Origin of the sequence: Agrilactobacillus composti DSM 18527 = JCM 14202, assembly GCF_001436375.1 — a bacterium.
GTDB classification, from domain to species: Bacteria; Bacillota; Bacilli; order Lactobacillales; family Lactobacillaceae; genus Agrilactobacillus; species Agrilactobacillus composti.
Map to the genome: position 1 here is coordinate 200735 of NZ_AZGA01000088.1, position 13567 is coordinate 214301.

Consider the following 13567-nt stretch of genomic DNA (forward strand, 5'->3'; position numbering starts at 1 on the left):
ATTTATGAACGATCCAGCATTGCATATTGTCATGGTAGGCCACGTGGACCACGGAAAGTCCACGGTCATTGGCCGCCTCTTATATAGCACCCATGCCTTACCTGAAGGCACCATCGATAAGGTGAAGCATATCGCCAAAGAAACCGGCAAACCCTTTGAATACGCCTATTTATTGGACGCCTTTGAAGAGGAACAAAAACAAGGCATTACGATTGATACCACCCAATTACAATTTCAATCTAAAAAAAGAGATTATGTGATCATCGATGCCCCCGGCCATTCCGAATTTTTGAAAAATATGATTTCCGGGGCATCTAACGCCGAAGTGGCCTTCTTAATTGTGGACGCTTCCCGGGGCGTGGAGGAACAGACGAAGCGCCATGCTTATATTCTTCACTTATTAGGTATCGAAAAAATTTATGTACTGATCAACAAAATGGACTTGGTGAATTATGAGCAGGCCCAATTTGAAGCGGTGAAAGCCCAAGTGGGGGACTTCTTAAAGACCTTAAATGTCACCCCCAGCGGTTATTTACCCCTGTCCGCCTACTATGGGGAAAACCTCTTAAGTGTGTCCAAAGAAATGCCTTGGTATCATGGTCAAAGCTTTATTGATACCTTAGATGGCATTCAACCCAAAGATGATTTAGATCAACGGCCCCTACGCCTGCCCATTCAAGATGTCTTCAAATTCGACGATCAACGCATTATTGCCGGGCGCATTGAAGCCGGCACCCTGGCCAAGGGGGACCAAGTGACCATCTATCCCAGTGGCCGCCAAACGGAAGTCGCCGGCTTTGCCCACTGGGCGCCCAAAGATGCCAAAACCAAAGCCACTGCCGGCCAATCCGTGGGGGTTTTGTTAAAAGATGAGTTCTTTAATCAACGGGGTGAAATCATCACCAAGACTGCTGAAACCCAGCGGCCCAAGGTGACCACAGTCTTACAAACCAATTTATTTTGGATGGGGTCAGCACCATTGGAAACTGGTAAGACCTACCGCTTGAAAATTGCCACCCAACAAGTGGCCGCCAAAGTCTTAAAAATTTTAAAAGTCACCGATGCCGGCACCTTAAAAGCTCAGGCTAAGCCTACCAATGTCCAGCTCAATGACGTGGCCGAAGTGGTCTTCCAATTGGAACATCCCTTGGTTTACGACTTTTTCAGCCAACAACCCGCCACTGGTCGCTTTGTGATCGTGGACGGCTATGATGTGGCTGGCGGCGGGACGGTCACCGAAGCTTACGCTGGGGCTGAAGTTCCTGAAGGCACGGTCTTTGCCGCAGATAAACACCTATATCCCGTGAACTTATTTGCCACTTACCGCTTGAGTGTGGGCAGTAAAATCACTGCTACGACGCCCCAAGCCCAATTCCAACTCCACGATGCCCTGCCGGTGGCCGGCCCGGGTTACCATTACCCCACAGATTTCCATATCCTGCTACCGGATTCTAATCGTATCTTAACTATTCGCAGCGGCCACTTTGAAGCTTCTGTTGACCTGGAACAAGACCTGGACTGGTCCTTGCCACTGGTGAATCAACTGGGGGCCCAACTGCATGTTCATAACCCCCAGGAGTTGCGAACTTTCTTAGATGAGCAAGAAAGCTTAAACGATAAAACAAAATCCGAATTTTACCAAAAATGGCTGGACTTTAATGTTTATCATAGTATTCTAATAGAAGAGCTATAAGGAGGCCATTATGAGTTACAGCGTAACCTGGGCGGCAGAGCGCCTGAACAAAAATGAACAAAATAAACTACAAGAAGATGGCTTAGACGTCTTCAAAGATTTACCTGAGCTAATTAAAAAGCCCTTCTCAGAAATCGATAAGAGCTATTATATGTATTTCAAATATGCCGGTTTAACGGTGCAAAAACCCCAGGATAAAGGTTTATTCATGATGCGGGTGAAAATCCCCGGTGGGGTGATCACCGTGGCCCAAGGGGATCACTTGGCCCAAATTGGCCGGGATTACGGTCATGGCGACATTGACCTGACCACCCGCCAAGCGGTGCAATATCACTGGATCCCCTTTGAAAAACTGGTGGACATTTTCGCCGGTATCGAAGCCGTGGGTCTGACCACGGCTGGGGCTGAGGGGGATATTACCAGAAACGTCATCGATAATCCCTTGGCTGGCATCGATCCTAATGAACTCTTTGATACCCGGCCAACGGTCTTAGCCGTGAACCAGCGTTTCCAAGGTAATCGGGATTATTCTAACCTGCCCCGGAAGATGAAAATTTCCATCAATACGAATATTTTTAACGCCGGCAATGCCGAGATCAATGACCTAGCCCTGATCCCTGCCGTTAAGACAATCGACGGCCAAGCAGTCCAAGGCTTTAATGTGAAAATTGGCGGCGGCCTAGGAATGAAACCTTATTTGGGACTAGCCAGCAATATTTTTGTCACGGCTGATCAAGTCCCAGATTTAGCCGAGGTGGTGGTCCAGTTATATCGGGACAATGGCTATCGTCGTTCCCGGGGCAAAGCCCGCTTAAAATTCCTGATCCAGGATTGGGGTATTGCCAAATTTGAAGCTAAAATTCGCGAACAGCTGCCAGATTTACAGACCGCTGGTCAAAGTTTGGTGAAAGGCTGGACCAACGGCACTGCCCTGGGCTTGCATCCCCAAAAACAAGCCGGCTACTATTACGTGGGGGTCAGCATCCCCGCTGGCCGCTTAAAAGCGGATCAGTTCCAAGCCTTCGTGGACCTGGCCCGGCAATATGGCCGCGATGAATTGCGCTTTGACCACAGTCAAAACCTAATTATTCCTTGGATCAAAGCCGTTGATCTACCGGCAGTCAAAGCGGCGGCCATTTTTAAAGACTTCTCCTACCAGCCGCAAAAATTAATTGATTTTGGCACGACTTGTACCGGGGCTGAGTATTGTAACTTGGCCAATGCCCATACCAAAGAGATTTTCAAACCTCTTTTGGCCCAATTAGATGCCAAGTTCCAATTTGAACAGCCACCCCACATCACCCTCACCGGTTGTGGCAACGGCTGTGCTCATCGGAGCATTGCCGACATTGGCATTGAAGGTATTCACGCCAAAACCGCTGCGGGTGACCGGGTGGAAGCCTATAAGCTCTCTGTGGGGGGCAGTTTATTAAAGGGCGGCCACTTCAACGAGTTATTAAAGGGCAAATTTACCAAGGACCAACTGCCTGGTGCCGTGGGAGCCATCTTACAAGACTATCAAGCCCACCAGGCGGCTGGCGAAACCTTTTATACCTATTTTTCCCGGCTAGATTTAGCCCATTTTCAAACCCTATTAGATGACCATTTGGCGTCGTTAAATCCTGAGGAGGTTATTGTATAAATGCAAGTCAAAATATTATATACTAGCTTGACAGGCAATACCCAAGAAGCTGTGGACGTGTTAAGCGACGCTTTGGAAAATATTGATGCTGAAGTGGTGGCTTTTGACGCCGATGATGGCATCGCCGCGGATGAATTCTTCAGTGATGGGGATGCCTATGTCCTGGCCAGCTATACCGACGGCGAAGGCGAATTACCCGATGGCATGTTAGATTTAGCCGACGATTTGGCTGACATTGATTTAAATGGGTTACCTGTGGCAGTTTTAGGCACTGGGGATACCAGTTACGAATACTTCTGTGGCGCGGTGGATGAGTTAGAAAAGCTGGTACAACAAGCCGGTGGCCAGCTCATCGCCCCCAGTGTCAAGATTGAAATGGCCCCAGATGATGCGGCTTGTGCAGCAATCGCCCAGTTCGCCCAAACCCTTGTGACCCAGGCTCAAAATTTATCTGAAAATTGAGGTGCACCAATGACCACCGGATTTTTGTTTGCCCTCCATGGGCGCCGGGGGAAAATATCCCAGGCTAATTTAGCCCTAATTGAATCTTTGAAAAATACTTATGATCAACCCCAAGCCACTGGCTTTTTAGAGGGCGACCAACATACCTTAGAAGATGGGGTCGCGGCTTTAGGGGACCAAGTGGATGAATTAATCGTGATCCCAGTTCTTTTATTTGCGGCCACCCACGTTTTATGGGACTTACCCAAGCGCATCAATGCCAGCAAGCGTCCCGGCCTAAAAGTCACTTTTTTAGAGCCTTTAGGGACGACCCAAGCAGTCTATGCCTTTTTATACCACCAATTAAAGCGTGCCGTGGCTGAGCATCCTAATCAGCCTATTTTACTAGTAGCCCACGGGACTGGCCATTTTGACACACCCCTGGCACAATTTGAAGCCATCGGTCATCAGCTCTCCCAAGCGTTACAAACCCCGGTGGCCTTTGCCAATTATGTGGGCCAATTAAAGGTTCAAGACGTATTGGCCACCAGTACCCAGCCCTGGCTGGTACAACCCTTATTTTTGACCCAGGGCCGCATTGTAAAAAATGTGGAAAAATTGATCAAAGCCGCCCAACCAGCTAGTATTTTCTTACCCACTTTAGAGAATCAGCCGGCTTTACGGCAAGCTATTATCGAACGCATTGATCAGCAATAAAATAACCAATCAGGTTCATTTTTCCTAGAAGATGACCCCGATTGGTTTTTATTTGAAATTATAGATTGGAGTCACACCTATGCCAAAAACTGCCGTCGAACTATCCTTTAGCAAGCTTGTCTTGATCATTGCCACCACCGTCTTTTCCTTTACCAGTATGTCCAATGCCTACTATTTGATGTCTTATGGCGCGATCCCCTGGTACATTTTAGCCGCGGTGATTTTCTTTGTGCCCTATGCGTTGATCGTGTCAGAATTCACCGGGAATCTGGGCCAATATAGCGGCGGTTTATACAGTTGGGTGGGCCAAAGCCTGTCCCAAAAAACCGCCTTTCTCACCACTTTTCTATGGTATAGCAGCTACACCATTTGGCTGGCCAGTCTGTTCATGAAGGTCTGGATCCCCCTATCGATTTTAAGCTTTGGCCAGGATCTTACCACGGCCAAGGCCAGCTTTTTAAATATTCCCCAGGTCTATTGGCTGGGGCTCGGCTCTTGTTTATTGGTCTTTTTGGTGATGTATTTGATCAGTCGGGGTTTTTTGACCATTTCTAGATTCATGTTATTAGGGGGTAGCTTGATCGCCCTGCTATTCTTGGTGGCCACTGTCAGTAACATTACCCTGCTGATCACCAATCACGGCCACTTTGCTCAACCCCTTCAGGCTAGTGCGCTACTGCATTCTCCCAATCCTCAATATCAGGGCTTGTTCGGCAATTTAAGCTTCCTCATCTTTGGCATCACCGCCTTTGGAGGCCTAGATACCGTGGCCAGCTTGGTGGACCGGGTGGGTAAAAACCGCCGTAAGTTTCCCCTGGCTATTTTAGTGGCCGCCGGTTTGATCATGGGCACTTATTTGCTGGGTATCTTCTTTTGGGGGGCCAGTGCCAACTGGCAAGCCATCTTTGCCAACCACCAAGTCAGTCTAGGCAATGCCATGTATTTCTTAATGTTTAATCTGGGTCATGAATTAGGTGGCGCGCTAGGTTTAAGTGCCGCCGGGGCCACGATTTTAGGCCAAGTCTTCCTGCGCCTCACGGGCCTCGTACTCTTTTGGGCTTACATTGGCTTAATCATGACCATTGCCTATGCCCCGTTGAAATCCATCATCACCGGCACGCCCACCAATTTCTGGCCAGCCTTTTTGTCAAAAGAGAATAAATTCGGCGTGGCCAGTAAAGCGGTCTTTGGCCAAGGTATTTTAATTTGTTTACTCATTGGTGTGGTGGTCTTTTCCAGTGCCCATGCGGTGAACTTGTATAACAATCTCACCCTCATGACCAATGTATCCCGCTCCATTCCTTATCTGATCGTGGCCTTAGCCTTTTACCGCTACCGCCAACAACAAAAACAAGCCTACCTGCTGATTGAACAGCGATATGTAGGCTGGGCCAGTGGCTTGGTCTGTGTCAGTATTTTATTGGGGATCGGCTTTGCCATCTTCGAGCCTTTGTTACAGGCCCATTATCTGGACGCCACCTTGTTATTCATCGGGCCGTTATGCTTTAGCTTGATTGCTCTGGGGCTATACCGCTACTTTGGCGGCCGAACAACCAGTAAGCAGCCTTAACTCACAGCAAGTTTAAAACGAAGGTCAATGAAAAGATACTGGCCAAGGTGGTGACTAAGGTAGCACTGGATACAAATTGGGGCTCAGCTTCAAATTCAATGGCATAAAGGGTGGTATTGGCCGCACTGGGCATGGCTGCCATCACCACGATGACATTGCGCAACAGCGGGTCAATGGGGAACATTAGACAGATGGCATAGGCCAAAATTGGGGAAATCACCAATCTTAAAATAGAGGCCAAGCCCACTCGGCGCCAGTTGATATGCTGCCCCACCACATTGGCTAATTGCATCCCCAAGATCAACATGATCAAAGGAATGGCAATGTTACTGACCAGGTCAATGCTTTTCATGAAATTCGCGGGAATAGTCACATGATAATGTTGCATTAAAATCCCGGGGATGATCACATAGTTCATGGGTTGCTTTAAAACTGATTGTAGGGGCTTTTTAAAGCCGCCGGCACTATCACCGTTGGCGGCGATGTAAATCCCCACCACACCCATTAAAATCGTATGAAAAACCATTAGGGGCATGGCGTAAGCCAGCCCCTTTTGGCCGTAAGCAAATAAAACGATGGGCACCCCATAATTGCCACTATTGGGAAAAACCGTGGCTAATAAAAACCCATTCACCTGTTTCTTAGGATAATGGCGCCATTTGCTCAACAACCAGCCAATGAGGATCAATCCAGCTAAAATCAGCAACGAGGTGACCACAATATACAAGAAGCTGGCGTCTAAGGGTTGCTTATAGAACGTCTGAAATACTAAAAAAGGTAATAATAAATACATGGCCATGGTGGATAGAGGTCGAATATCCAACATGAAGACCCGTTGGAAAATGAAACCCGTTAAAAAGATCAATAAGACCGGTAACATGACCTGTTCGAAAATTGCGATGACTAAAACCTTCCTCCATTAAAAATGAAAAACACCTAGGCCAAACAACCATCGGTCTAAGTGTCCACAACAATTGAAACACTAACGATACATCACAAAAGCTGAAATAATACAGCCAATGCCTAAAACCAAAGCCACGCCACCACTGACCCAGGGGTTACTGGCACCATTTTGGCCTTGATCCTTGGGGTGGACCATCAAACGAGTCCACTTACCGCGGCCCCACTGAATGCCCACAATCATAAATGCGATGCCCACAAAAAAAGCGATCAAAAAATTGGTGTTGCCTAATAATTGCTTGAACATAAAATGTCTCCCAAATAAAGCTGAATTTATTGGCTGACCGCTACCTGGATAAAGTCGATCAGAATACGCAACTTTCTAACCGTACAGGGTCGTCGGCAGCCTGTCAAACCTTAAGTTAAGCATACGGAGATTCGTCTATTAATTCAAGCGCTTTCAATTTTAAATTATAATCAATTTAAGAGCTGATTGAAGTAACAAATCATCAGATTTTGATAGCGATTGCGTAACAAAATAACTGCAATCTAAAAGCTGACTGGGTATAATAAAACAAAAAATTAAATTTTCTATCTTTGACACCAGTATGGCTGATTTGTTTTCCCGGAAAAAGCAGATATAGGGGTGTGATTGTCATCGTTAAGTTAACGCATCAATCTAAGTGGCTGCTAGGGCTCATCGCCCTGGTTTTTATCATCTATACTTGGGCATTGTTTTTCAAGCTGAGTAGCATTCCCGGCCTGTTCATTGATGAGAGTGCCTATGCCAACGAAGTTAAAAGCTTGGCTAATTTTGGCGTAGATACCCATGGTTATCTGCGGCCGGTATACTTTCAAGGCCCTTACGGTGGCCAGTCTGTGCTTTATAGTTGGCTCAGCGTCCCGGTGGTGAAGTTGTGGGGCTTTTCCTTGTTGACCTTTAGAGCCCATTTTGCCCTGCTCAACCTGCTCATGTTGATTGGCATCACCCTCCTGGTCAGCCACCTGGCCAAAAACTTAATGTTGGGTTTATGTATGACCCTGGCATTAACCGCCAACGCCTGGCTATTTATCCCCGCTCGCTGGATCTTAGATTGCAATATTGCTCCGATTATCTTTTTAGGAGCGCTTTGTGTACTTACCTTGGGACTGAAGCGACAACTCGGTACCACCGGACGCATCCTGTTATTAGAAACCGCTTGTGGCCTGTTAGCCCTGACCTTATATGGCTATATCGTCGCTTGGCTTTATATCCCGTTAGTTGTCCTGATCTTAGGTGGGTATCTGCATCATAGACAACTGCTGAGTCTTCAGGAAATAATTATAGGTTGTTTGCTGATTGGCTTATTAGCTTTGCCGCTAATGGTCTTTGCAGTTCACGTCAATGTCTTACATAGCCCCATAGCCCACCAATTTTTGTGGTGGACTTTACCACCTTTACCCAATAATCGCTTGGATTCTTTGATTGACCTGCAACCCACTGCCGTTTTTCAAACCATGACTACAAATGCCGCCACCGGCGTGATCCAATATGTCACTGGTAACGACGGTTTACCCTGGAATAGTTTACCAATGCCTAGTGTACTGCCCATATTGACCCTAAGCCTAGCTATTGGTGGCATGGTGGCACCACTCAACGGCCAAAACGTCATCTTGAGCCAATTTAGAAACTTGTTAAATATCAGCTTAATCGCCTTTAGCCCGCTGTTATTGATTGTCCGCCCAAATTTCAACCATTGGAATTTCCTCAATTGGCCCTTAGCCATTTTGGCGGGTTTAGGTTTATGGGCATTATACCAATGGCTTAATCCTGCTTTTTTCAAAGCTTTACTCCTAGTTGCGCCATTGATTGCAGCAATTAGCCTGTGGCACAGTTATTTCAGCCCTACGTCCGGGAATTATTTTACCCAAGGCCTACCGGATAATCCCATCACCTTGACAACAACTAGTGTCTATCCTTTACATCAACTTTTATTAAGTCATCCCCAACAGCGGCTCTATTTAGCTAACCTGCCCAGTGTGTATCCCCATTTTAAATTACTAAAAACTGTTTCACCCGACCAAGATGGTCGCCTTAGTGATACCGGTGTGGGCATGCCCCCACGATGGCGTTATGGCCAATTGGTGGATGCCAGCCAAGCAAAGGTTATGCGTTTAGGTGACTTTTTACTGATTTCTAAAAAGGCTTGTGTTCCCCGCAAACAAGGCGCAGCAGTGACAGTCAAAACGTTGCCCGTTTTCAAATTCAAACAAGTTAAAACTCTGTATTTCCAAGCTAGCCCCCATGTTTTACTCCAGCGGATTCAATGAAGTTGACGGTCAAATTTTCCACGTAAATCCCCTCTAAAATTGAGACTTACTTTGCGTTATAATGATAAAAGTATTTATTTTGAAGGGAAATGACCGAATATCATGATTGCTAAGCTAAACCAGTCCAGCTGTACCGCCGTATTGGTGGGCAAAAAGGCCACGGTGGATGGGTCTACACTGATCGCCAGAAATGAAGATGCCGCCGGGGGTATTAATCCCAAGCGCTTTATTGTTATGCAGCCAGCAGACCAACCTCAAGAATTTGTATCTACCTTTAATGGCTTCCACACTAAATTACCCGACAATCCCCTGCGTTACACCGCCACCCCAGTCGCTGATACCAGCGATGGGGAATGGGGTGAATCTGGGATCAATACAGATAATGTGGCTATGAGTTCAACTGAAACGGAGTTTACCAATACCACGATGCTAGGCTTAGACCCCTTAGTCCCTGATGGCATTGGCGAAGAAGCCATGTTGACCTGTGTTTTGCCTTATGTCCACACCGCCAGAGAAGGTGTGCAACGCTTGGGGGCTTTGGTCACTAAATATGGGACTTGCGAAAGTAATGGGATTGCTTTTTCCGATAGTGATGAAGTTTGGTACTTTGAAACTGTAGGCGGCCATCACTGGGCAGCCCAACGTATTCCCGATGACACTTATGTCATCGCCCCTAACCAAACCGGCATCCAAGAAATCGATTTTAATGATCCCGATCATTATATGTACAGTGCTGATTTAAAGGAATTTGCTGAAAAATATCACTTGAATCCCGCTAAAGATGGCTTTAACTTCCGAGATATCTTTGGGGAGGACACCTTAGCTGACCATTACTACAACACCCCTCGGGTTTGGTATGGTCAAAAAATGTTGAACCCTGAACTCAACCAAGACCCAGAAAGCCGGGACATGCCCTTTACCCGGGTACCTAGCCATTTGATCAGTGTCAAAGATGTGGCTCTGATTTTAAGCAGCCACTACCAAGCCACTGAGTTTGACCCTTATGGCCAAACCGGGACCCCGGAGAGTCGCCTGCGTTACCGGCCAATTGGTATGAACCGCAACCAAGAAATGCATATCCTGCAAATTCGGCCTAATTTTCCTAAGGAACACACCGCCATTCATTGGTTGGCCGAAGGGGTCAATATCTTCAACACCCCAGTGCCTTTCTTTGCTAATTGTGACGATACCCCGCAAAACTTCCAATTTACGCCAAATGACAAAGCCAGCACGGACAGCTTTTACTGGTTGAATAAAATCATCGCCATGATCGGCGATGGCTTCTTTGCCCAACACGATGAAGATGCTATGGTGGCCGTTTCTGAAAGTCGCAAGTTCGGCTTTGCTGCCGGTATCGCTGCCGTGGCCGCTGCTGATGCAGCTTATGCGAAAGTTACGCCAGAAGACTTACCGGCTTGGCATACCGCTCAAAATGCCCAGGTTGCAGCCAAAATCACCGCTAATCTGGAAGATTTACTCCACACCTTAGTGGCCATGCGGGCTGAAAAGATGGTGCCAACCTTTGAAAAGGGCGGCGAACTTTAATCGCTTTGCACGATTGAACCATCATTCGTGAGCTAGTTGCACCTTAACTGACTCATTTTTTAATGCTATTAAACTCCAAAATAACCCCACCGCCCAAATACACAGCAAGTTTAGGCGTGGGGTTATTTGTCAATCGTAAAATTAATTCAAAATTAAGCCAATTTTTGATAGTAGCTTGCCAAAAACATCCTGTGACAGGCTTTTTAACAACAAATCTATTATACTAGGGATAAATGATGTCTTGTTTCTTCAAACCACAGGAGGGACCTATATGAAATCAATTACCATTAGCACTTATGATCATTACTTGACGCGGATGCTGCTGCACGCCTTAACGGAAACCAGTGATAAAGAAACCCCCACCCTGCTTCAAAAGGGCCGGCCCGTGGATATTCTGACCTACTGGGACATTGCCACCAATCAAATGCTGATTGAAATGGCCAATGAGCGCTTTACCCTTTACGAAGTGGCCTATCCGGAAAAGGGCGCTGAGTTATTTCCAGGCCCCAATACAAAAATCATGGATAATCTCTCCATTGAAAACTATCAAGACTTCTGGCATATTCAGTCAACCACGGCCTTCAATAAAGCTATCCCCCTGACCTATTTGGAAAAACCAAAGCCCACAACAATTTCTAAAGCCAATTTCTTCGCCGGCTTAATGGTGGAAGGTTCTCAGCAATACCACCAATACCGCACCCTGCGCTATGGCTCGGACCCCACCGTTTACCAATATACGGACCTGATCATGACCTATGCCCGCAAAGTATTCTCCGGGGAAGGCCCAGCTAGTTATACGGTGAATTCGTTGGTGACACGATGAAACTATTTATGTTATGCTGAACTAATAATTTAAGTGTACATTTTATTCAAATTAGGCATTACAAATAATGGCTTTTGAATTGAAGTATCATATTTCCATAATTTTACAGGGGCGGTTTTCTATGCATTTTAACAAACACTTTTACAAAAAATATAATTTTTGGATGGGGCTCATTTTTGTCATAACTTCCCAAGACTGTTTCACGACAAAGCCCTTTAGCTTAATATGGATGCTAGCCATGCTTTGTGCACTAATAGGCGTGATTGGAATCCTATCCGCTATACTTAAATTTTCCCATGCCACAGAAAATAGGCAAGACCCTTAAGACATTTCGGACTTAAAAAAAATAGCTTAACATCTTTATGTTTGATGTTAAGCTATTTTTTATCATGTTATGATATTAATTTTTTTGTTTCTTATAATTTAAAATTTCTAAGAACATCATCGGACAGCAAATATTGATTTGGGCCAATTTGATACCAAAGTTTCCCCATTGCTGTCTTCGTTGTGGTGACAAGCCAGGCTGACCCCACTGGCATCGTACGACCTGATGCAACACGGTTTTGACCATAACCGGTCCATAAGGTTGCTGGTTCATCGGACATAATTACCGCAATCTTTCGTGGATCATTTTGAAATTCGACCATATTAACCACCGGAATACTGTAATAATCATTTAGCCAGGCCCCAGAAGCTTGCACTAGTTGATCATCACCCAGATCAAACCATTCAGTCCCATCTGGTCCAATGATGGCCCTGAAGACCCGCCAGCGAGAACCATCTGGTAAATTTCTAAGGTGTTCTAGCCATGAATATCCTCGCATTAAGGGTTGATCCCCACCATGGATAATCGCTTCAGTCACCGTATCCGCCTTCACTGAGCTTGGATTACTGGCAATCATACCTAATCCGGTGGCAACGACCGCACTGGCGATGAACATGCTTATAACGTGTTTCTTCATGCTATCTCCTCCAATTAGCTTAATTTTAAATATATCATAGATTTATTATAACCTTTATGCCGCCAAGACCACGAATCTTTGTCAGAATATTTAACAATCCTAGAATTTAAGTTATAATTACTTTTAATCCCACAGAAAACGGAGCCTGATCATATGGATAATCCTGCTATTCTTGAACAACCTTATATTACGATCACCAATATTATCTGGAGTTTTGATCGTGAAACTGATCAGCTCCAGGTCCTTTTGGTTAAACGGGCCAGTAATCCCTATGCGGACTATTGGGCCTTGCCTGAGACCTTCATGCGGGCCCAGGAAAGTGCCGATGAAGCGGCTTTGCGCTTGGTGAAGGAAAAAATTGGCCTGACTTTATCGAATTATCACACGGAACAATTAGCGACCTTTACCCATAATGACCGGGCACCGGGAGAGCGGGCTTTGTCTTTGGCTTACATGACCTTCCTACCAGAAATGCCCCCTTTAAAAGCAGGTTACGGTGCTTTAGATGCCCACTGGTTTACTTTTTCGGCTACAGAAGCTGGGCAATTTTCCCTGACCTATCGCCAATTACACTTTATGACCGCCACCAGCCACTCCCAGCACAGCTACTATAAAAACTTTAAAATAGCGCGCGGCCGGGATTATTTAGCCTTTGATCACGATTGGATTTTAAAAGTAGCCTGCCAACGGATTAAAAATAAATTGAACTATCAGCCTAATATTTTATTGGTGTTGGGTCATGATTTCACTTTAAAAGAAGCCCGGACCGTTTATGCGGCTTTCTTTGGCATCCCCGTGAAAGCCATTGACAACTCTAACTTTAAAAAAACCCACCAACATTTATTTAAAGAAGTGGGCACCACTACCCGGCGACAAATTGGCCGACCGGCAAAATTGTACAAATTAGCACAAATCGAGGAATAAAACTTGCATTTCATTTTCATGACGTGTATTCTCTATACTA

General features: G+C 45.9%; 12 protein-coding genes. 9 read left to right on the forward strand and 3 right to left on the reverse strand.

Annotated features, from left to right (window positions below; translation table 11 throughout):
- The first annotated feature begins 4 nt into the window (after positions 1-4).
- The 5 genes from FC83_RS16080 (at position 5) to yjeM (ending at position 6063) form a co-directional block, all read left to right on the forward strand.
- A complete protein-coding gene (locus FC83_RS16080) occupies positions 5-1693 on the forward strand; it encodes a sulfate adenylyltransferase subunit 1 (RefSeq protein WP_035450690.1) in 1689 nt (562 codons plus the stop codon).
- Between the two features lie 10 nt (positions 1694-1703).
- Positions 1704-3335 carry a nitrite/sulfite reductase gene (locus tag FC83_RS16085; RefSeq protein WP_057003017.1) on the forward strand — a complete coding sequence of 544 codons (1632 nt, stop codon included), beginning with the start codon at positions 1704-1706 and terminating at the stop codon, positions 3333-3335.
- Positions 3336-3797 (forward strand): flavodoxin domain-containing protein, encoded by a 462-nt coding sequence (locus FC83_RS16090; RefSeq protein ID WP_035450689.1) that lies wholly within the window; start codon positions 3336-3338, stop codon positions 3795-3797.
- A gap of 9 nt (positions 3798-3806) precedes the next feature.
- The gene (locus tag FC83_RS16095) at positions 3807-4493 is read left to right on the forward strand and encodes a sirohydrochlorin chelatase (protein ID WP_035450688.1); all 687 of its coding nucleotides are present in this window, start codon (positions 3807-3809) and stop codon (positions 4491-4493) included.
- Positions 4494-4572: 79 nt separating this feature from the next.
- The gene (yjeM, locus tag FC83_RS16100) at positions 4573-6063 is read left to right on the forward strand and encodes a glutamate/gamma-aminobutyrate family transporter YjeM (protein ID WP_057003018.1); all 1491 of its coding nucleotides are present in this window, start codon (positions 4573-4575) and stop codon (positions 6061-6063) included.
- A gap of 1 nt (position 6064) precedes the next feature.
- Here the strand turns inward: yjeM and FC83_RS16105 are convergent, their stop codons facing one another.
- Both FC83_RS16105 and FC83_RS16110 read right to left on the reverse strand, forming a co-directional pair.
- Positions 6065-6943: an AEC family transporter gene (locus tag FC83_RS16105; RefSeq protein WP_057003019.1), complete on the reverse strand. Its 879-nt coding sequence runs from the start codon at positions 6941-6943 to the stop codon at positions 6065-6067.
- A 102-nt stretch (positions 6944-7045) separates the two neighbouring features.
- On the reverse strand, positions 7046-7270 hold the full coding sequence (locus tag FC83_RS16110; protein ID WP_035450687.1) for a hypothetical protein: 225 nt from the start codon (positions 7268-7270) through the stop codon (positions 7046-7048).
- Between the two features lie 341 nt (positions 7271-7611).
- On the opposite strand from FC83_RS16110, the gene FC83_RS16115 reads away from it, so the two are divergent.
- The 3 genes from FC83_RS16115 to FC83_RS16125 all read left to right on the forward strand — a co-directional run bounded on the left by FC83_RS16115 (position 7612) and on the right by FC83_RS16125 (position 11641).
- Positions 7612-9273 (forward strand): hypothetical protein, encoded by a 1662-nt coding sequence (locus FC83_RS16115; protein ID WP_057003020.1) that lies wholly within the window; start codon positions 7612-7614, stop codon positions 9271-9273.
- Between the two features lie 102 nt (positions 9274-9375).
- On the forward strand, positions 9376-10818 hold the full coding sequence (locus tag FC83_RS16120; protein ID WP_057003021.1) for a C69 family dipeptidase: 1443 nt from the start codon (positions 9376-9378) through the stop codon (positions 10816-10818).
- Between the two features lie 271 nt (positions 10819-11089).
- Entirely contained in the window at positions 11090-11641 is a 552-nt protein-coding gene (locus FC83_RS16125) for a hypothetical protein (protein ID WP_035450683.1), read from the forward strand.
- 416 nt (positions 11642-12057) lie between these two features.
- Here FC83_RS16125 and FC83_RS16135 read toward each other — a convergent pair whose 3' ends face one another.
- On the reverse strand, positions 12058-12603 hold the full coding sequence (locus tag FC83_RS16135) for a hypothetical protein (RefSeq protein WP_035450679.1): 546 nt from the start codon (positions 12601-12603) through the stop codon (positions 12058-12060).
- Between the two features lie 153 nt (positions 12604-12756).
- Here FC83_RS16135 and FC83_RS16140 point away from each other — a divergent pair, with 153 nt between their 5' ends.
- Positions 12757-13527: an NrtR DNA-binding winged helix domain-containing protein gene (locus FC83_RS16140; RefSeq protein ID WP_035450677.1), complete on the forward strand. Its 771-nt coding sequence runs from the start codon at positions 12757-12759 to the stop codon at positions 13525-13527.
- The last annotated feature ends 40 nt before the right edge of the window (positions 13528-13567 follow it).

Excerpts from the sequence above, each read along its gene's own strand:
- FC83_RS16080 (WP_035450690.1), top strand. The coding sequence starts at position 5 with ATGAACGATCCAGCATTGCATATTGTCATGGTAGGCCACGTGGACCAC.
- FC83_RS16085 (WP_057003017.1), top strand. The coding sequence starts at position 1,704 with ATGAGTTACAGCGTAACCTGGGCGGCAGAGCGCCTGAACAAAAATGAA.
- FC83_RS16090 (WP_035450689.1), top strand. The coding sequence starts at position 3,336 with ATGCAAGTCAAAATATTATATACTAGCTTGACAGGCAATACCCAAGAA.
- FC83_RS16095 (WP_035450688.1), top strand. The coding sequence starts at position 3,807 with ATGACCACCGGATTTTTGTTTGCCCTCCATGGGCGCCGGGGGAAAATA.
- yjeM (WP_057003018.1), top strand. The coding sequence starts at position 4,573 with ATGCCAAAAACTGCCGTCGAACTATCCTTTAGCAAGCTTGTCTTGATC.
- FC83_RS16105 (WP_057003019.1), bottom strand. The coding sequence starts at position 6,943 with ATGTTACCGGTCTTATTGATCTTTTTAACGGGTTTCATTTTCCAACGG.
- FC83_RS16110 (WP_035450687.1), bottom strand. The coding sequence starts at position 7,270 with ATGTTCAAGCAATTATTAGGCAACACCAATTTTTTGATCGCTTTTTTT.
- FC83_RS16120 (WP_057003021.1), top strand. The coding sequence starts at position 9,376 with ATGATTGCTAAGCTAAACCAGTCCAGCTGTACCGCCGTATTGGTGGGC.
- FC83_RS16125 (WP_035450683.1), top strand. The coding sequence starts at position 11,090 with ATGAAATCAATTACCATTAGCACTTATGATCATTACTTGACGCGGATG.
- FC83_RS16135 (WP_035450679.1), bottom strand. The coding sequence starts at position 12,603 with ATGAAGAAACACGTTATAAGCATGTTCATCGCCAGTGCGGTCGTTGCC.
- FC83_RS16140 (WP_035450677.1), top strand. The coding sequence starts at position 12,757 with ATGGATAATCCTGCTATTCTTGAACAACCTTATATTACGATCACCAAT.